At 44.0% G+C, this 21264-nt stretch carries 23 protein-coding genes, 3 pseudogenes and 2 riboswitches; of the genes and pseudogenes, 4 read left to right on the forward strand and 22 right to left on the reverse strand.

Features of this window, described 5'->3' with window-relative positions; translation table 11 throughout:
- Positions 1 to 37 precede the first annotated feature (37 nt).
- A riboswitch (SAM riboswitch) is annotated at positions 38 to 124 on the forward strand.
- Between the two features lie 77 nt (positions 125 to 201).
- On the forward strand, positions 202 to 1338 hold the full coding sequence (locus NYE38_RS19170; protein ID WP_017418593.1) for a 5-methyltetrahydropteroyltriglutamate--homocysteine S-methyltransferase: 1137 nt from the start codon (positions 202 to 204) through the stop codon (positions 1336 to 1338).
- 34 nt (positions 1339 to 1372) lie between these two features.
- On the opposite strand, the gene NYE38_RS19175 is transcribed toward NYE38_RS19170, so the two are convergent.
- Complete coding sequence (locus NYE38_RS19175) at positions 1373 to 2254, reverse strand: methyltransferase domain-containing protein (RefSeq protein ID WP_017418592.1); 882 nt, start codon at positions 2252 to 2254, stop codon at positions 1373 to 1375.
- 362 nt (positions 2255 to 2616) lie between these two features.
- Positions 2617 to 2717: riboswitch (purine riboswitch) on the forward strand.
- Between the two features lie 135 nt (positions 2718 to 2852).
- Between NYE38_RS19175 and NYE38_RS19180 the strand changes: the two genes are divergently transcribed.
- A complete protein-coding gene (locus tag NYE38_RS19180; RefSeq protein ID WP_014419242.1) occupies positions 2853 to 4046 on the forward strand; it encodes a NupC/NupG family nucleoside CNT transporter in 1194 nt (397 codons plus the stop codon).
- A 47-nt stretch (positions 4047 to 4093) separates the two neighbouring features.
- On the opposite strand, the gene NYE38_RS19185 is transcribed toward NYE38_RS19180, so the two are convergent.
- From NYE38_RS19185 to NYE38_RS19195, 3 genes are all read right to left on the reverse strand, one after another.
- The gene (locus tag NYE38_RS19185) at positions 4094 to 4768 is read right to left on the reverse strand and encodes a DUF3298 and DUF4163 domain-containing protein (protein ID WP_017418591.1); all 675 of its coding nucleotides are present in this window, start codon (positions 4766 to 4768) and stop codon (positions 4094 to 4096) included.
- A gap of 139 nt (positions 4769 to 4907) precedes the next feature.
- Positions 4908 to 5216 (reverse strand): hypothetical protein, encoded by a 309-nt coding sequence (locus tag NYE38_RS19190; protein WP_017418590.1) that lies wholly within the window; start codon positions 5214 to 5216, stop codon positions 4908 to 4910.
- Positions 5217 to 5485: 269 nt separating this feature from the next.
- On the reverse strand, positions 5486 to 7537 hold the full coding sequence (locus tag NYE38_RS19195; protein WP_017418588.1) for a catalase: 2052 nt from the start codon (positions 7535 to 7537) through the stop codon (positions 5486 to 5488).
- 200 nt (positions 7538 to 7737) lie between these two features.
- Between NYE38_RS19195 and citH the strand changes: the two genes are divergently transcribed.
- The gene (citH, locus tag NYE38_RS19200; RefSeq protein ID WP_340801682.1) at positions 7738 to 9018 is read left to right on the forward strand and encodes a citrate transporter CitH; all 1281 of its coding nucleotides are present in this window, start codon (positions 7738 to 7740) and stop codon (positions 9016 to 9018) included.
- Between the two features lie 41 nt (positions 9019 to 9059).
- Here the strand turns inward: citH and NYE38_RS19205 are convergent, their stop codons facing one another.
- Positions 9060 to 9791, reverse strand: coding sequence for a glycoside hydrolase family 16 protein (locus NYE38_RS19205; RefSeq protein ID WP_017418586.1), 732 nt, complete (start codon positions 9789 to 9791; stop codon positions 9060 to 9062).
- A 214-nt stretch (positions 9792 to 10005) separates the two neighbouring features.
- Positions 10006 to 10098, reverse strand: a pseudogene (locus tag NYE38_RS19210) (CAT RNA binding domain-containing protein); the annotation flags it as partial.
- A gap of 171 nt (positions 10099 to 10269) precedes the next feature.
- Here NYE38_RS19210 and NYE38_RS19215 point away from each other — a divergent pair.
- Positions 10270 to 11520, forward strand: a complete 1251-nt coding sequence (locus tag NYE38_RS19215) for an MFS transporter (protein ID WP_340801679.1) — start codon at positions 10270 to 10272, stop codon at positions 11518 to 11520.
- Between the two features lie 31 nt (positions 11521 to 11551).
- Here NYE38_RS19215 and NYE38_RS19220 read toward each other — a convergent pair whose 3' ends face one another.
- The 16 genes and pseudogenes from NYE38_RS19220 to NYE38_RS19295 all read right to left on the reverse strand — a co-directional run bounded on the left by NYE38_RS19220 (position 11552) and on the right by NYE38_RS19295 (position 21260).
- Entirely contained in the window at positions 11552 to 12991 is a 1440-nt protein-coding gene (locus NYE38_RS19220) for a DEAD/DEAH box helicase (protein WP_071182071.1), read from the reverse strand.
- A 54-nt stretch (positions 12992 to 13045) separates the two neighbouring features.
- Complete coding sequence (locus tag NYE38_RS19225; protein WP_017418582.1) at positions 13046 to 13420, reverse strand: hypothetical protein; 375 nt, start codon at positions 13418 to 13420, stop codon at positions 13046 to 13048.
- Positions 13421 to 13456: 36 nt separating this feature from the next.
- Positions 13457 to 13717, reverse strand: coding sequence for a hypothetical protein (locus NYE38_RS19230; protein ID WP_017418581.1), 261 nt, complete (start codon positions 13715 to 13717; stop codon positions 13457 to 13459).
- 19 nt (positions 13718 to 13736) lie between these two features.
- Positions 13737 to 14099 (reverse strand): annotated as a pseudogene (locus tag NYE38_RS19235) (YxiJ family protein); the annotation flags it as partial.
- Between the two features lies 1 nt (position 14100).
- Positions 14101 to 14961, reverse strand: coding sequence for a hypothetical protein (locus NYE38_RS19240; RefSeq protein WP_025650039.1), 861 nt, complete (start codon positions 14959 to 14961; stop codon positions 14101 to 14103).
- Between the two features lie 14 nt (positions 14962 to 14975).
- On the reverse strand, positions 14976 to 15569 hold the full coding sequence (locus tag NYE38_RS19245; RefSeq protein ID WP_025650038.1) for a hypothetical protein: 594 nt from the start codon (positions 15567 to 15569) through the stop codon (positions 14976 to 14978).
- The gene (locus NYE38_RS19250; protein WP_021494697.1) at positions 15551 to 16060 is read right to left on the reverse strand and encodes a hypothetical protein; all 510 of its coding nucleotides are present in this window, start codon (positions 16058 to 16060) and stop codon (positions 15551 to 15553) included. Before NYE38_RS19250 ends, NYE38_RS19245 begins: the two co-directional genes overlap by 19 nt.
- A 45-nt stretch (positions 16061 to 16105) precedes the next feature.
- A pseudogene (locus tag NYE38_RS19255) lies at positions 16106 to 16931 on the reverse strand (hypothetical protein).
- 269 nt (positions 16932 to 17200) lie between these two features.
- Complete coding sequence (locus NYE38_RS19260) at positions 17201 to 17452, reverse strand: hypothetical protein (RefSeq protein ID WP_223204390.1); 252 nt, start codon at positions 17450 to 17452, stop codon at positions 17201 to 17203.
- A 67-nt stretch (positions 17453 to 17519) separates the two neighbouring features.
- The gene (locus NYE38_RS19265; RefSeq protein WP_021494695.1) at positions 17520 to 17927 is read right to left on the reverse strand and encodes a hypothetical protein; all 408 of its coding nucleotides are present in this window, start codon (positions 17925 to 17927) and stop codon (positions 17520 to 17522) included.
- Between the two features lie 10 nt (positions 17928 to 17937).
- On the reverse strand, positions 17938 to 18351 hold the full coding sequence (locus NYE38_RS19270; protein ID WP_017418576.1) for a hypothetical protein: 414 nt from the start codon (positions 18349 to 18351) through the stop codon (positions 17938 to 17940).
- 57 nt (positions 18352 to 18408) lie between these two features.
- Complete coding sequence (locus NYE38_RS19275) at positions 18409 to 18858, reverse strand: hypothetical protein (RefSeq protein ID WP_017418575.1); 450 nt, start codon at positions 18856 to 18858, stop codon at positions 18409 to 18411.
- A gap of 74 nt (positions 18859 to 18932) precedes the next feature.
- A complete protein-coding gene (locus NYE38_RS19280; RefSeq protein ID WP_224443211.1) occupies positions 18933 to 19265 on the reverse strand; it encodes a hypothetical protein in 333 nt (110 codons plus the stop codon).
- Positions 19266 to 19283: 18 nt separating this feature from the next.
- Positions 19284 to 19685, reverse strand: a complete 402-nt coding sequence (locus NYE38_RS19285) for a hypothetical protein (protein WP_017418573.1) — start codon at positions 19683 to 19685, stop codon at positions 19284 to 19286.
- A 104-nt stretch (positions 19686 to 19789) separates the two neighbouring features.
- Entirely contained in the window at positions 19790 to 20464 is a 675-nt protein-coding gene (locus NYE38_RS19290; protein ID WP_017418572.1) for a hypothetical protein, read from the reverse strand.
- A 103-nt stretch (positions 20465 to 20567) separates the two neighbouring features.
- Positions 20568 to 21260 (reverse strand): hypothetical protein, encoded by a 693-nt coding sequence (locus tag NYE38_RS19295; RefSeq protein WP_017418571.1) that lies wholly within the window; start codon positions 21258 to 21260, stop codon positions 20568 to 20570.
- Positions 21261 to 21264 lie beyond the last annotated feature (4 nt).

Genomic DNA, 21264 nt, shown 5'->3' on the forward strand with positions numbered 1-21264 from the left:
TAAGAGTATTACAGTTTATTCTGAAAAATAGCATATTTCCTTATCAAGAGAGGTGGAGGGACTGGCCCTATGATACCCGGCAACCGCTGTTCAGCAGAATGGTGCTAAATCCTGAAGATAAGGTTGAGATTTGCGGACGCAAGCTCTTCCCTATCCGAGGGAAGAGCTTTTTATATTTCATCAGGAAAGAAGGAATCGTTCATGTCACAGCAAAACACAGAACAACCATTGCATACGCTTCTAAGAAAAAACCCGCCGTTTCGCGCGGATCAGGTCGGAAGCCTGCTGCGGCCGACGGCTGTGAAGCAAGCCCGCCTGCAAAGAGCGGCGGGTGAGATTTCGGCAGAACAGCTGCGCGAAATCGAAAACAGAGAAATCATCCGCAGTGTGGAAAAGCAGAAAGAAACCGGCCTCAATGTCGTGACTGACGGCGAATTCCGCCGTGCCTGGTGGCATTTTGATTTTCTCGAAAATTTAGACGGCGTCGAAGCGTTTACGCCTGAAAGCGGCATTCAGTTTCACAACGTACAGACGAAAGCGCGCGGCATTAAAGTAACGGGAGATATTGATTTTTCTCAGCATCCGATGCTCGAAGATTATAAATTCCTGCACAGCATTGCCGGCGATGCTGTTCCGAAAATGACCATCCCAAGTCCGAATATGCTGTTTTTCCGCGGAAAATTGGAAAAAGCGTCCTACCAGAATGATTACAAACAATTTCAGCACGATGTGTCAAAGGCGTATAAAAAAGCGATTCAAGCTTTCTATGACGCCGGGTGCCGCTACCTTCAGCTCGATGACACCGCATGGGCCGTTTTCTTATCAGAAGCGGGGCTTCGTCAGATTGAAGCTTTCGGCACAACGCCGGATGAGCTGCGCAAGCTGTTTGCCGCTTCCATTAATGACGCCATCAAGGACCGCCCTGACGATCTGAAGGTTACGATGCATATCTGCCGCGGCAACTTCCAATCCACATGGACGGCTGAAGGCGGCTATGATGCAGCGGCTGAAACGATTTTTGACGGGCTTGACCTTGACGGATTGTTCCTGGAATATGATGATTCCCGCTCCGGCGGCTTTGAACCGCTCCGCTATGTCAAACGCTCTGATCTTCAGCTTGTGCTTGGATTGATTACGTCGAAACATGGCGAACTTGAAGACAAGGACGCGATTAAACGCCGGATTGAAGAAGCTTCACAATATGTCAGCCTGGATCAGCTTTGCCTCAGCCCGCAATGCGGATTCGCCTCCACTGAGGAAGGAAACCTGATCACAGAAGAACAGCAATGGGCAAAACTGCGCCATGTCGTCAACATTGCCGGTGAAGTCTGGAAATAAAAAAAAGACACGCGATTAGCGTGTCTTTTCCGTTTTACAGCGGACCGGTTCCGATTAAAATATCGATATCTATCGTGACAGCAGCCTCTTTCCGGCTGATGAACCGCCGGATGCTGTCATCAGTACATTTCCATGTTAAGGGCGTCATTTTCACAAGCCGCTCGAGGTCAGGCTGCGCTAAGGTCTTCGTGTAACACAGCCGTTTGCGCTCAAAGGTTTGAAAGCCCGCTTGGAATCGTCCGGCCGCAGAATCGGCGGTGTCATTCCGCCGAGGGCTGTCTCCGAAGAAGAATTCCCTTACTTCCTTCAAATAATCACGCCGCGGCACCGCTTTAATGACTGTGCCGCCCTTTCGTAAAAGCCTGCTGCATTCCTTGTAATTCCAAGGTGATAAAACAGACATCACGACATCAAAACAGCTGTCGGCAAACGGCGCATCCGCCACATCAGCGACGGCAAAAACCAAATGATTCCCGAAGGCCTTTGCGGCATGCAGCACACCTTCTTTCGAGAGATCAATGCCGATTCCCGTCACGGAAAAAGCGGGCTGAAGCAATTTGCATACGGCGGCTAAATGAGAGCCTTCTCCGCATCCCGCATCCAATATCGCCGCCGGTTTATGCGGAGATTGCTTACGGCTGATGACGGCGGCGATCTCCTTTTGAACCGGCCCAAAAAATTCCCGGCTGTCAAAAAGCTCGCGTCTCGCTTCGAACAGCTGCCTGTCATAGCGGGTTTTGACCGATTTATTGAGGAAATTCACATATCCTTGTTTTGATATATCAAATGTATGCCCCTGTCCGCAAATCAAGCTTTTGTATTGTGAGACCGCCATGGCCGACCGGCATAGCGGACACCTGAACACGGACTGGCATGATTGCAGTAATTCCGCGCGTTTTCTTTTTATAGACGTCAAAAAAACACCTCATTCATTCGTTATTCCGATGAAATGAAAAAGGCATAGACAAATAAACCTCGCCAAATTGGAAGGTTTAACCTATTTATCTATACCTCTCATTATCTGTAACGAATGAACTGAATGATCACGAAAATGACCCCTTTTCTGCCGTCTTTTGAAGGCTGTGCCCTCAGATCCATTTTATCAGCTGCATCCCGTCTTTACAATGAACCGGAACGGTTTTTGGGGGTATTTTAAACCTTTATTATCCAATTACTTATGAACATCCTTTATTTTCTTTATTTATAATATAAATTTATTATTTTGAAAATATCTAAAAAGGTTGATTTTCAAAAATTGAAACGATAAAATACTGCTATCTCATGTAATATCGTTATTCTTGTATATGATCAGTAATATGGTCTGATTGTTTCTACCTAGTGCCGTAAAAGACTAGACTACAAGAAAGTTTGCATAAATTTGAACGAGTGAAAAGCATATGACGCTGTCTATTCTTTTCTTTTGGCTCTTATTTATCACACTTTCTGGCTTTCAGGAATTTGTGACGAATAAGAGCTTTTTTTATTTCCATAATACCCTTATAGGAGTTGCTCACATGTACTTTTTATTGAACATTGTCGGTCTCATTGTTGTCATGGCTGTTGTTTTCTTATGCTCTCCCAACAAGAAGAAGATTAAATGGCGTCCGATTGTCATGCTCCTCGTCTTTGAGTTTCTGATTACTTGGTTTATGTTAGGGACAAAAGTCGGCGGCTTTGTCATCGGGAAGATCGGCGCGTTCTTTACATGGCTGATTTCCTGCGCCAGTCAAGGAATTGCGTTCGCTTTTCCGTCTGTCATGGCCAATCCGACGGTTGATTTTTTCTTCAGCGCATTGCTGCCGATTATCTTCGTCGTGACCTTCTTTGATATGCTGTCGTATTTCGGTATTCTGCCGTGGCTCATTGATAAAATCGGCTGGCTGATTTCTAAAATATCCCGTCTGCCGAAGCTGGAGAGCTTTTTCTCCATCCAGATGATGTTTTTAGGAAATACGGAAGCTTTAGCCGTCATCCGCCAGCAGCTTGCCGCCGTCAGCAACAATCGGCTTCTGACATTCGGGCTGATGAGCATGAGCAGCATCAGCGGCTCGATCATCGGATCGTACTTGACGATGGTTCCGTCCACTTATGTGTTTACAGCCATCCCGCTGAATTGCTTAAACGCCCTTTTAATCGCCAATATGCTGAATCCCGTGGACGTTTCTAAAGAGGATGATATTATTTACGTTCCTTCAAAAGCGGAGAAAAAAGACTTCTTCTCCACAATCTCTAACAGTATGCTTGTCGGCATGAACATGGTCATTGTCATTTTAGCGATGGTGATCGGATATGTGGCGTTAACGGCCGCGTTAAACGGCGTACTCGGATTGTTCATGCACGGTTTGACCATTCAAAAGATTTTCTCATACATCTTCAGTCCGTTTGCCTTCCTTCTCGGATTAGGCGGACATGACGCGATGTATGTCGCACAGCTGATGGGCATCAAGCTCGCGACGAATGAATTTGTGGCAATGGCCGATCTGAAAGGGCAGCTGAATTCACTTCCGCCGCACACGATTGCCGTGGCTACGACATTCCTGACATCATTCGCAAACTTCAGCACCATCGGTATGATCTACGGATCTTATCAATCTCTGCTTGATGGTGAAAAATCAGCCATCATCGGAAAAAACGTCTGGAAGCTGCTTGTCAGCGGAATTGCCGTTTCCTTATTGAGCGCGGCGATTGTCGGATTGTTTGTCTGGTAATAGAAAAAAAGCGATACCGCTCCGTTTTGGAGTGATATCGCTTTTTTTTATTGATAGACGGATGCAGGTACGAAAACGTCCCGGATTCCTGCCGCGTACGGTCCGAGATCATATTGTCCGAACACAACGGCAATGCCGTTTTTCGTAAAGAAGAAAGGTCTTTCGTTATTCAGGATGATCTCCTGTTTTTTAACGTCCTGATCGAACAGATCATCATGTTTCTTGATGTAACCGTAAAGATAGTCTCTCGTCTTGTTAGCTTTCGTTTTTGTATTCAGCACATTATCGAGTGTGACCCGTTTTTTTGCGGCCAAGTCGTAATTAAAGGTCTGAACGGATGTCAGCCCGTGTGCGCCGCCTGTGTAACTGTAGTCTTCCGTCTGAATGCTGAGCTTGCCGTCTTGATTATACTTCACCTTGAAATCTGCCTGGTATTCCGCTTTGTAGCCTTGTTTCTCACCGTCTTTTTTGTTTTTCACATATTCTTTGTACGATTGTTCAATATAGCGCTTGAAGTCCTGATTGATTTTCTTTTCAAAAGATGCGTTTCCCGTATTTGTGACCTCGGGGTATGTCAGCTGCTTTACATGCTTATACGTCTGGCTTTTGACGACGGGCTTTGCGGTTTGCGCGGCCTCGGCTGAAGGCGCGAAACCTCCGAACGGCGCGGCTGTCAGCACTGTTAAGAGCACGGCCGCCATCATTTTGAATGCCTTTTTCATCACAACTCCTCCTTTTCATTACCGTTCCCTTTTTGAAAACGGTTTACACTCTATAGACAGCGCAGATCAGCAAATTGTTTCTGGGCCTTCTTTCACATTTTCTCCATAAAAAAAGAGACATGGAAAATCCACGCCTCTTTTACCGTGAAGGTCTTTGCGCAATGGCTTCATAAACGGCTTCCGCCAAATCGGAGTTGCCGAACATCTCCAAAACGCCGATAACGGTTTGATCAGGAATCCGTTCTGATTCCTCCTTCGGCACGACAAGTTCTTCAGCCGTTTTTCGCAGCTCTTCGTTTAAAGGCTGTCCGGGATAAGCCTTGCTGTAAATGGCCATCGGATCAAGGTCATGATTGACGCACCATTGGGCAAACACCAAAATCATCATGTTTTCGTCACGCCGGTAATATTCTTCGAGTTGTTTTTCGGTAAACGGCTTCACTATCATTCGCTCCTCCAGAAAATCTACCCCTAAGATACACAAACACAGAGCGGAAGTAAACCAAAGAGGGTGAAACATATTATTTCATCAACCCGACTGCTTTAAATAGCGCATGCCCTGACTCTCTAAAAACTGTTGTCTGAATGTCCCGGACAGCGGAAGGGACGGATTTGCACGGAAGCCATTTTCGTTTTCTCCCAATATTAATGCTTCGTTCAGATATTTCACTTTCACAATAAAAAAGCGCCCCTCTCATAAAAGGCGCTTTTTCATTCTTATATGCTTCTGTCCCAATGCCGATGCTCAGCCACGGCCTTCAGAAATTGTTCATGGTTTCCGTCCGGAACAAGGCCTGGGCCGTTTTCGGTTCCGGCGGCGAGGGCGAGAAGTTCTTTTCCTTCACCGGAGGCGCCGATCGCTTTGTAATGGCTGAAGGCTTCGCTGACGAAGTCTCTGGCCGATTTTTGGGCTTTGAGGCTGTCTGTGCTTTGTTTTCCGCCCGGAATGAAAACAGCGTCGTACAGGACGGAATCCGCTGTCAGGAAAGTGGCTGACGCTTCGAGCTCCGTGCCGTTTTCTCCCTTGACGGTTCCCAGCGCGGGGCTGATGATATCGGCTCTGACTCCCGCCTGTTTGCATGCATCAAGCACTTGTTTGACTTTCTCATCAGAAAACCCGTGGTCGGTTAAAACCGCAACCTGCCTTGTCGCTGCCGTCTTCACCGTGTTTTCCTGGCTTAAGGCCGGGGAAGTGAACGTTTCATCAGATTCACGGTCCTTCGGCGGCGGGTTCACGCCGATTCCTTTCGCAACACGCTCGGCTAGCCCGGCGTCGACGTGACTGAAGACATCAACCACCTGCTGCTGCACATCCTTGCTGTTCACTTTTCCGACTTCAAAACAGAACGCGGAGATGATATGTTCTTTCTCAGCGGGAGACATGCTGTTCCAGAACATCTTGGCCTGAGAAAAATAGTCATTGAAGCTCTCACTGCGCTGGCGGATTTTTCTGCCTTCTACTTTTTTCTGGTAATGAACGTATCCGCCTTCTTCTTCTGAGGCCGGCGACGGATCATTGTTCTGCAGGGAATTTTTATGATAGGCGACGGGACCCTTATTAATCGTCATCCGGTGGTAGCCGTCGTATTGGTTGTTATGGAACGGGCAGACCGGCCGGTTGATCGGAATCTCGTGAAAATTCGGCCCGCCAAGACGGATGAGCTGTGTATCTGTATAAGAGAAAAGCCGGCCTTGAAGAAGCGGATCATTGGTGAAATCAATGCCCGGCACGACATTTCCCGGGTGAAAGGCGACCTGTTCCGTTTCCGCAAAGACATTGTCCTGATTGCGGTCAAGGGTCATTTTTCCGATCAGCTTGACGGGAACCAACTCCTCCGGCCACAGCTTCGTCGGATCAAGGATATCGAAATCGAATTTGAACTCGTCTTCTTCGTCAATCATCTGAACACCGAGCTCATACTCGACTTTGCCGCCGTTTTCAATCGTTTCCCACAGGTCGCGGCGGTTGAAATCGGGATCTTTCCCGGCAATTTTCTGCGCTTCATCCCATACGAGGGAATGAACGCCGAGCACGGGTTTCCAGTGGAATTTTACAAAGCGCGCTTTTCCTTTCTCATTGACGAAACGGAACGTATGCACGCCGAAGCCCTCCATCATCCGATAACTTCGCGGGATGCCGCGGTCAGACATCGTCCACATGACCATGTGCGCGGATTCAGGATTGTTTGCGACAAAATCCCAGAACGTATCATGAGCCGTCGCAGCCTGCGGCATTTCATTGTGCGGTTCCGGTTTTATGGCGTGAACGAGATCCGGGAATTTGATCGCGTCCTGAATGAAGAACACCGGAATATTGTTTCCGACGAGGTCATAGTTCCCTTCTTCAGTATAAAACTTCGTCGCAAACCCCCTGGCGTCACGGACGGTGTCGGCTGACCCCTTGGAGCCCGCCACTGTTGAGAAACGGACGAAAACAGGCGTTTTGACGGACGGGTCCTGCAAAAATTTCGCCCGTGTATATTCCGTCATCGGTTCGTACACCTGAAAATGCCCATGAACGCCGTACCCGCGCGCATGAACGACTCGTTCCGGAATCCGCTCGTGGTCAAAGTGCGTCATTTTCTCCCGGAAGTGAAAATCCTCCATCAGCGTCGGGCCGCGAACCCCGGCTTTTAACGAATGCTCATCCTCTGACACCCGCAAGCCTTGGTTTGTCGTCATTTTCTTCCCGCTGTTATCGGCCCTGTACTGCTCAAGCTGCTCGTCCTTTGAGTGTTCATTTACACGTTTGTTTTGGTCTTCACACATGTCTGCTCCCCCTTTTTAAAACGAAACATTCTACAGCACATTTACCCGTGGCGTTCTTCATATAAACTGCTAATCCGCTCATTAGGATTTTTGGTCTACATATAGATATGCGGTCATACACATTTGAAATAAGCCTTCTTCACAGAAAGAAAGGATGGAAGCGCTTACCAAAAAAGCTGTTGAATAGGGGAGGTCATATCATGCTTGCCATACTCGGTTTTGTGATGATGATTGTCTTTATGTACCTTATTATGTCTAACCGGCTTTCCGCTCTTATTGCTTTGATTGTCGTTCCTATTGTGTTCGCCCTGATCAGCGGATTTGGCAAAAATCTCGGCGAGATGATGATTCAGGGCGTTACAGACCTCGCCCCTACCGGTATCATGCTGTTATTCGCCATCCTGTATTTCGGCATTATGATTGACTCGGGCCTGTTTGATCCTCTCATTGCCAAAATCTTATCGTTTGTCAAAGGAGATCCGTTAAAAATCGCCGTAGGCACAGCGGTTCTGACCATGACCATTTCGCTGGACGGAGATGGGACAACAACCTATATGATTACCATTGCAGCGATGCTGCCTCTCTACAAACGGCTCGGCATGAACCGTTTGGTGTTAGCGGGAATAGCGATGCTCGGTTCGGGGGTTATGAATATTATCCCGTGGGGCGGCCCGACTGCGAGGGTTTTGGCCTCCTTAAAATTGGACACGTCAGAGGTCTTCACGCCGCTGATTCCCGCTATGATCGCCGGCATTCTCTGGGTGATCGCCGTTGCTTATATCCTCGGAAAGAAAGAGCGGAAGCGGCTCGGCGTCATTTCGATTGATCACGCACCGTCTTCCGATCCGGAGGCCGCACCGCTCAAGCGCCCCGCTCTTCAATGGTTTAACCTGCTGCTGACTGTCGCTCTGATGGCCGCACTGATCACCAGCCTGCTGCCGCTTCCTGTTCTTTTTATGACTGCGTTCGCCGTTGCCTTGATGGTTAACTATCCAAATGTCAAAGAGCAGCAGAAACGAATCTCGGCGCATGCGGGTAATGCGTTAAACGTTGTCTCAATGGTGTTTGCTGCGGGCATATTCACAGGCATTCTCTCCGGCACAAAAATGGTGGATGCCATGGCGCATTCTCTCGTTTCACTCATCCCTGATGCCATGGGCCCGCACCTGCCGTTGATCACTGCGATCGTCAGCATGCCATTCACCTTTTTCATGTCGAATGACGCCTTTTACTTCGGTGTCCTTCCCATCATCGCCGAAGCCGCTTCCGCTTACGGAATAGACGCCGCTGAAATCGGAAGGGCCTCCTTGCTGGGGCAGCCTGTGCATCTGCTCAGCCCGCTAGTGCCTTCCACCTATCTATTGGTTGGAATGGCAGGCGTCAGCTTTGGCGACCATCAAAAATTCACTATTAAATGGGCCGTGGGAACAACGATTGTGATGACGATTGCGGCGCTTTTGATTGGGATTATTTCGTTTTAATCAAAAAAGGATTTCCGTTGGCGGAAATCCTTTTCTGTACATTATTTTTTTGTATAGCGCACCCAGTCATAATGAGCGTATAGCGGATTTACACCATTGTAGGAACCGAGCCAGTCATCGACACCTATCCCATTCCACAAGTTCATCATGATCTTTCCCGGTGTTGTCGGGATTTGGCTTGTCGCAGTATGTTTTAATTGCCCATCGACATACCATTTAATAGAGTTTGGCTGCCAATCGAACGCATACGTATGATAGGCATTGGCCGCGTCAAATCCGAGATCCGCAACCTTCTCATGGTTTCCCGCGCCATTTGTATAATAATTAAATTGAACCTTTGTCGTGTCTTTTCCTAAAAATTCGATATCAATCTCATCCCAAGGAGTGCCATCCGTTGGACCTGTATAAGTGAAGAACGATGAAACGATCCCTGTGTTTTTAGCCGGTTTCATTCTGACTTCATAAAGTCCATAGCCATAGGTTTGAACGGAGCGGTTCTCCCCGCAGTCAAACTTGTTATAAGACGGGCTTGTCAGCGCCAAACGCATTTCACCTGATGACGTCATGGATACATTATTTGCACGCCATGTGCAGTTGAACATATCTCCATTGGAGTAACCATTTGCTTTTTGCCATAATCCGGAGTTATAGCTGTTAAAAGGTTCAAAAAACGATCCGCCTGTTTGAGCTGATGCAGTAGAAGTGATCGCACACAAACTCAAAAACAATCCAGTGACAAGAAGCAGCAGCACTCGTTTCATACGATAAAACATGTCGGCATTCCCCTTTCTTTGAAAGCGATTTCTTTATCGATCATACATGATTCTGTTAAAAGGGGACATCGGTCAGAATAATGATAATAATGAATCTTAAAAAACCTAAATTACCATCAGCACAAACAGAAATCAGCGCTCATTGTAATTTAGGTTTTGCCTGCCTTAACCAAGTCATATGTGAATGTAAGACAAAATAAATACAAGGAAACTAAAATGGAATGCCCCGGCCCATGATGACCAATTCCTGATTGCCTTCTTTGAGGACACTGACGACATTATTATTAATGACTTTCGCAATCTTCAATTCTGTCTCCCTCCCGCCTGACCATTTACCTGCTACACCTTGATTGTACATTCTTTTTGAACTAGGTCAATATCTCCATGTCAATCAGAAAACGCCGTTCAGAAATCTTTGTCCAACGATGAGGCAGAGGCGCATATAATGCAGAGAACCGGTTTTTGGGAAGGAGCGTGTGTGATGAAACGGTTTTCGAAAGAAGAAAGCAGCTGGATGCTGTATGATTGGGCCAATTCAGCTTATTCGGTCATTATTATGACGGCGGTGTTCCCCTTGTTTTTTAAAGCGGCGGCGGCGGAAAACGGCGTCAGCGCAGCTGATTCCACCGCTTATTTGGGCTATACGATTGCCGCCGCGACTTTTATTTTGGCGATGCTCAGCCCCGTCTTAGGAACGATTGCCGACTACAAAGGATGCAAGAAACGGTTTTTTGCCTTCTTTTTTCTGATCGGTGTGGCGGGCACCGCCGCGCTGGCTTTGATTCCCGGCGAATCTTGGATGCTGTTATTAATTTGTTATACGATTTCCACGATCGGCTTTGCCGGGTCTAATGTGTTTTATGATGCGTTTCTCGTTGATGTGGCCGCAAAGGAGCGGATGAATATGGTGTCCGCCAGAGGATTTGGGCTGGGCTATATCGGCAGCACGATCCCTTTTCTCCTCAGCATTGCCGTCATTCTTTCAGCACAAGCGGAGGTGATTCCGCTGTCCGCCCAGGCTGCCGGCCGCATTGCCTTTTTGATTACGGCGGCATGGTGGGGGCTGTTTTCGATCCCGCTCCTTCTCCGCGTCCGCCAGCGCTATTATATCGAGAGGGAGCCGCGGCTTGTACTCAGCAGTTTTATACGGCTGGCCGGAACGCTGAAGCAGATCAGGAAGCACCGGGCGCTGTTTTTGTTTCTGCTCGCCTATTTCTTCTACATCGACGGGGTCGGCACCATCATTACGATGTCCACGTCATACGGGGCTGACCTCGGCATCAGCGCGGCAAATCTGCTGATTGTTTTATTTGTCACACAGGTCGTCGCCGCGCCTTTTTCAATTTTGTACGGGCGGCTGGCCGAACGGTTTAAGGGAAAAACAATGCTTTATGCCGGCATCGGCGTGTATATGATTGTCTGCACGTATGCTTATTTTATGGATTCCGCTTTTGATTTCTGGGTTTTGGCTATGCTTGTCGCCACTTCCCAAGGCGGTATTCAGGCGCTGAGCCGCTCTTACTTTGCAAAGCTTGTCCCCAAACAGAACGCCAATGAGTTTTTCGGCTTTTATAATATCTTCGGCAAGTTCGCTTCGATTATCGGCCCGCTTTTGATTGCCGTCACCGCCCAGCTGACCGGAAATTCGTCAGCCGCCGTGTTCAGCCTGATTTTGTTATTTGTAATCGGCATTGCCATCCTTGCGTTTGTGCCTGAGGAAACGGCGTAAAAAAAGCCTGCACGCGGCAGGCTTTCTTTTTTTATTTCTTGGCTTTATGGACTTTCAGTTTTTTGCCTTTGACCGTCGTATTTTTCATGATGTCAAGAACGTGCGGGCCTTTGCCGTTCAGAATTTCGACGTACGATGCGTTGTCCAGAATCGTGATAATGCCGATATCATCGGCTGAAACGCCGTCGATTTTCGCGATCGTCCCGACAAAATCGACCGCTCTGAGTTTTTTCTTTTTCCCGCCGTTAAAGTACAGCTTCATGATGTCTTTGTTTAACTGTTCGCTTTTGTCTGTTTTGACATCGGGGCGGGCGTTCAATTTTTCCGCAAATGCCGCTTTCCGTTCCGCTGTTTCTTTCTCAGACGGCGCCTCCCGCTTTTGGATGCGGAAACCGATATATGTCTCAATGTCATTCAGAAACCGCGATTCAGACGGCGTCACAAACGTAACGGCCAGTCCGCGGTGTCCGGCGCGGCCCGTTCTGCCTGTGCGGTGCACATAGCTTTCTTTTTCAAGCGGAATATCATAATTGATGACGAGGTTGATGTTTTCGATATCAATTCCTCTGGCGGCAACGTCGGTCGCAATGAGATAGCGGAACTCGCCGCGCTTGAATTCATTCATGACGTCAAAGCGGTCTTCCTGCACCATACCGCCGTGAATTTTATCGCAAGGGTAGCCCAGCCTGTCCAGCTCATCGGTTAACTGGATGACCCTTTCTTTTGTCCGGCAGAATATGATGCAGCTGTCCGGGTTTTCGGTGATCAGAACATCACGCAGCAAAGATGTTTTGTCCTCTTCTTCTGTTCTGGTGACAAAATGCTCGATGTCTTTTGTCGTCAGGCCTTCCGCTTTTACTTCAATCAATTCAGGGTCTTTCATATATGTGCGGCTCAGCTTCTCGACGTCATCCGGCAGCGTCGCTGAAAACAGCATGGTGACTCTGTTTTTCGGCAGATGCTGAATGATGGCTTCCACCTGTTCAATAAATCCCATATTCAGCATTTCATCCGCTTCGTCAATCACCACATACGCCAGCCGCTCAAGCGGCAGCGTCCCTTTTTCTATGTGATCAAGCACACGTCCCGGCGTTCCGGCAACGACGTGGCTTTTTTGCTTCAGTTCGGTTTTCTGTTTGTCAAAAGAAGCTTTTCCGAAAACCGCCGTGGCTTTTATCCGTTTGAAACGGCCGATATTCGTGATATCTTCTTTAATCTGCGCCGCAAGCTCGCGGGTCGGCGTTAAAATCAGGGCCTGCGGTTTGTTTTCCTCCCACTCCGCAAGCTCGCAGATCGGAATGCCGAAAGCCGCGGTTTTGCCGCTGCCCGTCTGCGATTTGACGACGAGGTCTTTTTTTTGCAGCGCGGCGGGGATGACGCGCCGCTGCACTTCAGTCGGCTCGGTGTATTGCAAGCCATTCAGCGCCCGTCGGATCTCGGGGCTGATCGCATATTCATTAAACTCATTCATGACTAAACTCCTTCTCTGTCCGGCTCCCCTCATTATACGCGAAATGCCGCCGCTTTACCCTGACGTTTTGCCGGGCCGTTCGGGGGACTGCTTTTTCTTCATGTCGAGCACGACCCATTTGGCGCAATAAAAGCTCATGCTTCCTTCCCCGTCATCGACATAGTAGCGGATCGATTCCCAGCCGCTGTCGACCGGGCTGATATCCAGATGGATGTCGGTGATGCTTTCAAGATCATCCAGCCGGGCAGACCTCACATCCTCAAAGCGCAGCACGGCATCATACTGTCCGTCAGTCAGCTTCAGCTCAAACACCGGGATTTTATCATAATACTCGTTATACCCGGTATAGAACGTAAACTCCGTCAATTCAAAACAACCCGGCGAATCCGGCCCCGGCAGAACTGCTTTCTCATGTTTGTGCCACTCCATTTTGCGCCTCCTTTTTTTCACCTGAATTGACATGTCTTACAAAGCCCCATGAACTTCTTTATATTCCTGCACCCAATCTCTTAATTCTTCTAACGTATGCAGATACGCATCAGGCGAATCTTTCAGATCAAACCCGCTCAAATATACGAGCATCTCCCAAACAGTTTCGTCCTCAACCGCCGGATCATCTGCAGCCACGTACTCGCACGCCCAATCCGACACTTCTTCCCTCGCCGCTTGACCGTTCAGGATCAGACCAGCCTTCTTCAGACATTCTGCTCTTGTGGGTTCTTTCACGTTAGAAGCCTGCCTTTCATTTCTTGTTTAAAATGCTGACTAACAGCCTCCTGGCCCGTTCATGCCGCCCGATTTCCCGGCTGAGCTCCGGATAATCCGTTAAAGCGTTTTTCAGCTGCGCATATTGAGGATACAGCTCAAAAAAGGATTTATATAAGGCTTTACGCTGCCACTTAGGCATTTGTTTATTCGCCAAAACAACATCTAAGCTGCCGCAGACAAGCGCGAAATATTCATAAAAATCCCCCGCGCAGGCAACCCCCTCAAAGTCTTCTTCAAAACTCCCCGCATCTGAGGGCAGCGGACCCTTCAATTCTTTTTTGTGAAACTTCAGGTTTCTGATGAGGTCATCATTTAAAGAATATCTGTTGGATCTCAACATTTCATTTAGCCGAAAAGAATTCATTTTGTTTCCCATTACTTATATCCCGCTTGTAGATCCCCGAAGTCGAGACCGCGTAAATGGCATTACTTGTCAGCTTCAGCTGATGCCCCGAAAGCTCACGGCCATCCGGATCACAGCACGTTACCTCTTGCACCGGCAGACTGACATCAGCCGGAATGAAGGACAGTGAATGATCATCTTTGCATATCCAAAACCCGTCATCTGAAATCGCAAGCTGATCATATACCCCTGAACATGCTTTATCAGAAATAATCCACACTCGTTTCACGTCCGTCTCATCAAACGCAGCAATGACTGTATAAGAGTAATACAGCATGTAGATCAGTCCGTTTTTTTCCGCAAGCGCATAGCAGTCATCTACAACGGGCGCATATATTTCTGAAAGCTGCTGATCAATGTGAGTTTCCTTTAATTGTCCGTCTAAAGTGAAGCACAGCACACTTTGACCATCAGGATTTTCATCGCTATAAATGCCTTCATCACTTAAACCGATCCAAAGGTTTTGTTTTTCGTCCAAAAGACTGCATGAAACCCCTGAAGGCAGAGAAAATGCACTTTGTTCTGTTCCATCTGCTGAAAATACCTTCACTTTATGCTCATGCGATTCAAAGAAAATCAGCACATACCTGTCAGCCGAACTCTGTTGAAACAGCATAATATCCTCACACGGAATTTGTTCATCAATATGAATCACTCGGGTATCGCCGGATTCATCCGTGATTGTAAACGAGAGACCGCCATTCTGATGCCGTCCAAGATACTGACGTCCGCAGTTGTCAAAGTGACAAAAACATCCTTTTACTGATTCATCGTGTATCTTGTTCATTTTTATTTTCATGTAATTGCCCCTTGCTATTTATAATGCGCGGCGAGCTTTTTTTGAAATTCATCCGGAACGATCTGATCCGGGAATACAACTGATATCCAGTCTAAAACATGATCATCTAACGGCCTCCATGATTCTAACGTTTTTCCCGCAATCTCCTGATCAATGCCTAAAATACAAATTTCAAATTCTCTCTCTCCGTAAATCGCCCACTTGAAAGTCGGTGAAGCCCAAACAACACGAGATGCAATGTTCAATATACAGTCATTTTTACTGTGCTTTGGATAATCAGTTAAGATTGAAAGATATTCATCTGCAGTTATATGCAAAGGGATCTTTAACCAGTTAAAATATCCGAATTTCTCGTAAAACCGATTCATATCATCCGAGTGTTCCAGAACGGCCATTAAGATAAATTCATCGTGATGATGATGCGCCAAACTTTTGAGCATCATCCAGCCTTCTTCAGACAAGACCCAGTGGAATTCCTCGAATAGATAATAATGTTTTTGTTGTTTAAATACTTGTTCGGGCAACGTTTTGTCTTCATGAAATAAGGAATATATCTGGGATTGAAAGACTGCCGATTCCTTTGTGTTCTTTATAAAAAAGGGGTGCATCTTGTACCTCTCTTCGGCGGTTTATACGCAAGCTCACAGCCGTATTCTGTGTGAAATAAACAGATAGCAAATAGGAAGGACGGCTCAACTACAATAAAGCTGTTAGAAAGCTGCCGGCCTTCAAAATCAATAAAATTCATGAGACAGTGCAGATGATTTGCACAATCCTTCAGCGCACATTTGATAGCGCCGACTTCATCACTATACGGATGAAACAGATAAACGAAATCATTCTTCCGTTCAATCCCCACATCCGCAATGGTCTCTAAAATAAGCGATACAGCTGCTTCCCTGCCGCTTATATCAACTTCACGCACTGCACTTTGGAAAGAGTTCGATAATACATTCTCTAATATCTTCCTGCTTTGTTCTGCCTCGGCAAATTGATAAACAAACCCTGATTCTTCACAAGATGTTAACCCGGCACAAACACGTTTCATTAAAAGATTCCTCTTATTTTCTTCAAGCTTGTCAATTAACTTTTTTCTCATAGCTGGGTACTTCCTTAGAGGATATTTTCATGCTGCACAGAAGTATCAAAACTTTACCAAATATAAATCGTTACCATTAAAGATAAAAATGCGGTTCTGAACGGCTCTGTACGCTGTTTCTTCTTTTCTATCAATACCATGTATCATGACGTCAGCCTCTGATAACCCTTTGCTCTCTTCATGAAATGCAAATACGTTATCCTCATGATTCTGTATCAGCAACACTCTATTTTTCGAAACGGACAGCTGGTCACAATAGGAGTATTGATCTCCGTTTAGCACATATTCTGCAACAGTACGAATTCTGTCCCGTCCAATCTGATAATGCCCGATGACACAGCAATCCTCTCCCTCGAAACATACATACAAATCAGATTTGATCGATTGTACGGCATAGCATTCGTGCATCATTTCTTTAAAATCATCCTCAAAATAAAACGTTCTGTCTTCTGCATGAAAAGCAAATATCGCTTTCCCTTGAGGGTTTCTCTCATCATACATACCCTCGTCCGTTAATCCGATCCATAAATCCATCCTCACCCAGATGAAATACATTGGCGCTTAATAGAAAAGAACAAATCGGATTGATTTTATTACTGTTTACGCAGTATGCGGCCAATTGACACGTATGATTTTCCAGGTAAACGATCACGATTGTGTCATTATACGAATCAATCAGATAGAAATGGGCATCTTCAGAAAAGCCGCATAACTCTTTTTTGATTAAAAGAGAGCTTCCTTTCATAACCTCTAATATTATTTTGTGATCATGCACAGACACAATAAATAACTGATCATCCCTGCCCACATTGAAATAAATGATATTTTCCCTTTCATATGAACCAACCCGCTCCGCAGTAAGTTCTAACATCAGCAACACTCCGTTGATTAAGACTTTGGAATTTATATCAAATTAATCAATGATATATAAATCTGCTGCATCGTATTCAAACCAAATGATTTTTTCATTATACTCAGTGTTTACATCAACTTTTAGAGTGTTCAGGTTCATGTAGGACTTATTTTTGGAAGGGTTTGCTATTATAACAACAAAGTCATTGATTGATGCTAAAAAATATAATTCATCCAATAAGTGATCTGCCATCAATTCTTCTTTGGTCAGGACACATTCAATATGAATTAGCTTTTTCGATACAGAATCATATTTATTATTTTCTTTTCAACCCTCTTCTTCCATTCTTCAGTAAAAGAAGGGGATGCCATTACTTCTATAAGAGCTGTTTCGAATTGTAAGTCATTCATTAATTGAGAAAAAGTATCTTTACTCACTAGATCACACGAATATATTGAGTTGTATTTCAGTAGATTAATCACATCCAGATTCCCTATAGCCCCCAATGATTCTTTTTGTAAATGTAAAGGACTGCTCATATTACCTCCGAGAACGGTTTTTGTTATGTAAGAAAAGAGAGGCTGAGAACCTCTCTTATTTGTTTATTTATGACTTCGAACGATACGTATAAAATGATTGGTCGTCAAAGCGAACGGTTTCAGCTTCTATAGCAATCAGCATTCTGTTCATGTCAATGAGAAAGTTAGCATTTGATTGATACTCCGGAATTACAGAATTTGATAGATTTCCGATTCCTTCCGGATGATAACTCATCTCAAATACTTGCCAATTGTATTCTTCGGGATCTATTTTTTCTAATCTCATATCGCCAATATCTGCGCTAAAATAAACAGATGCTACATTTTGAAATAATATTTTATGTGTATATTCACTTTCTTTTTCAAAAACCTTAATATCAAGTGAAAGTTCTTTTTTAAACACATTAAAATCAAAATGAAGGACAGCGCACCCCTCATCTATATAATCAACCCAATCAATTATTGTTTTGTACATTGTTTATCTCCTAAGGACGTTTTGGAGGATTTTTTGTGTCTTTGAGATCTGATTTTAAAGTCTTCACGAAAAATTCTAGCTTTTCTTCATTACAGTTCAATTTATAGAAAGTTGTATTTGAATGATTTTCCACAAATCTAATTATAAATCTGTAATATTCGTTTTCTTTATCAATACTCAAAATAAAAAATGGTTCAATTGTTTCTAAACGTATCCTATCTTGATTCCCTGCTAATAATGCTTCAATCCCTGATATCAGCATTTTATATTCACTTTCTAATAAAGCGGCGGAGTAATCGCGAGCGATTACTTTATTATGTTCTAACAGTTCAAACATTGTTGAGATAAAAGGATCATCCTCCGCCTCTTGATACCTTCTCGGTGTTATGTCAAGTTCCAGACAATCATCTCTAATTTTAGCCATGCTGCCTCCTCGTTTTGGGTGAAAAGAGAGGCTGAGAACCTCTCTTACATTAATAGACTAGGATTCATTTAACATTTCAATCATTTCTGCCGCTTCTAAGTACAATTCATTTATCTTGTTTTGAATTTCTTTTGCGATTTCTTCATCACTTTCTAGATCTGATAAATATCCAGCTTTACCTGAAAACAACTTTTTTTCACAAACCCATATATCTAAGTGGTCTACACAATAGCCGTCTTCATTATCGTGAAAGTCGGTGCCGTCCAAATAAGCTGCAGAAAAAAATATCAATGAATTATAGGTACTCTCAAAACAATCTGAGGGCCGTACTTCTTTTCCTATTTCTTTTTCGTGTCCGACTCTTCCAAAAGCAGCTTCAATTTTCAAACCCATTTTTCTAAACTTTTCTTGATTGTTTCTTATTTTATTTAATGCTATTCGTTCAAATTGTTTTTCTATTTGTAAGATCTCTTTCTGTGTAATAGAATTCAGGTTGATTTTTTTCATATTACACCTCGTTCAGAACTCAGAACATTTACTACTGTCAGTATCTGTACAAGCGAATGTAAGAAATCTGTCTTTTACAATTCATACTTTATGATTTCCTCCATTGTCATCCCTTCAAAATATTTATAAAGAATAGATTCTACAGATGAATGTCCAAATATACCCAATGGGTTAGGGATGTTCTTGCCTGTTTTCTCATCTGCCTCTGCTAATTCATCTTCTGATGCAAATGAATCGCCTTCACTTATGAGATATTTACCGTCTTCATATAAAACAAATTTTAGTTGAGAATTACTGTTTTTCTCTATTATCTCTTGAGGCATCTTGGATATTACTGTCCAATCCCCTTGAAGAAAACCTGTATACCCGGTATTTGCCGCAAATATTTTCTTATTTTCTTCTTTCATTAGACGAATAACTTCTTCTCAGAGTATTTTCAGTAAAAATATTATAGTACTGAATAAGAATGTCATCGTCTTTATTTTTTGATAGATCACCTTCAATAACCCAAGCATAAGTATACTTCCCGATCTTATCCAAAGGTATTTAATAACAGCTCCCGGTACTACTTTAGCTATTGATTTCGCTTTCCTGGTCGTTGCCTTTATTTCTACTATTCGCTTATCAACTAACTCCGTGAAAGAAGAATCTCCATTTGTATTCATAACGGTAACTAAAGTTGCTAAGAATTCTTCTAATATCGGTTCTCTATCCAGATCCCTCTTATATCGTTCACAAAATTTTTCTACCGCATCAAAACATATATCTAAGCCTTCATCACTCAATAACACTTTCTTGTTTTTATATTCTTCTTCCCAATAACCCAATAGAACGGCCTTCTTTCTTTTCTATTTCATACCGCTCATATCCTGAATAATATCGTGTTTGAATTCTGTAAGCGCAGAGGTTAAAAAAGGGTTCCTTCATCAACTCACTCTATATCGTAATCCTCCCACTCCCTCCAGTTGTTATTTACTTCACCTAGATCAACTGAACCTGCGCCTTTTTCAAGATATTGCGCAAATGATTGAAAAGAAATTAATTGGCTTGGATCTGTTAGGTAATCAGGATATTCCCAATCCTCTGTTTCGAACACTCCTTCTGCTTCGCTTTTTAGATCCAGTATATTTAATAGTTTGTTTGGCTTTATCCAAAGCGCCTCTCTAAAAGAAGCATCCTCAAACAAATTCCTGAAATAAGTTTTCCAAGCCCTTTCTTTTGTACTCTTTTGGAATTCATTTCTTTGGTGAATATTTACGCAATAACGAGACTCTTTAATTTCAATTTCCACTACTTCGCTTAATTGTTGAAAATCACTTTCACGATATGTTATTTTCTCACCTGCTTCAGTCTTTAAGGCGAAGTCATCAATTATTATCGATTTGTAGTTGTCTGAAAAACAGTTACTATAGGTATGAATAGCCAGAAAAGGTCCTTTAGAATCTACTTCGAAGCAATGAATTGCCAGTAACCAATTGTCATCATTTAATCTTAATAAGGTACATTTACTCCCAACATAATTAGATTCACGCCATTCAAAAATTGGTCGGTTTAATTCACTAAATTCATCATCTAATAGGCTAAGAATTTCTTTACTTTTAATCAAAATTCATTCTCCTTATTAAATTATTTTTATATTTTATCTTCCACATAATAATTTATTTAATATATAACGGATTATTTCCAATTACTGCATGTCTATAATATCTTCAAAAGTATTGAACAGAATCTGCGTGTGCCCATTTTGGCCACTCTGTGTTACCATCAGCATGTTTTTGAATATATGCTATCTCTTGACGGGAAATTGCTTCGGCAATTGATTGAAAGAAAGGAGACAAACTAGGCAAATCTTTTTCTCCTTCTGGATGCATCCATAATTCTGTTGAATACAATTGTTCATACTCCGAAGAGAGACCCGCTATTTCCAGTTGTTCTTGTTTCGTCAGCCAAAGTGTGTCAAGAAATAATCTATTTTTGGTCATATGCCTCAAACATGTAATCCATTCATTCTTTGGGGAAATCTTATCTTTTATTTCCTGCTCAATAAAAAATTGAAATGTTTTCTCTCTAAGAGACACATTGATTTGTTTACTTGTAAAACCCGATTCTACATCTTCCAATTCCAGAAAATTTCCTTTTTCATCTGCAAATAAAAACGGTTCATCATCTAAAAAACTTACTTCATTATTTGTTAATTGATTACCTACCGCATAAAAATCAATAGCTGGTCCCAATCTCGACAATCCAAACAGCTGAAACGTTAAAAGCCAGTTATCTCTTTCAATAAAAATCGAAAGCTTCCCTTTTGCGAAGTCAAAATTCTCATTATCAAGAAACGGAAACTCTTCCTTATTGAATGAATCGTTAAGCAATGCGAGAATGGCTTCTTTTTTTCCACCCAACAGC

The sequence above is a fragment of the Bacillus sp. EU63 genome (assembly GCF_038592915.1).
Taxonomy (GTDB): Bacteria; Bacillota; Bacilli; order Bacillales; family Bacillaceae; genus Bacillus; species Bacillus velezensis.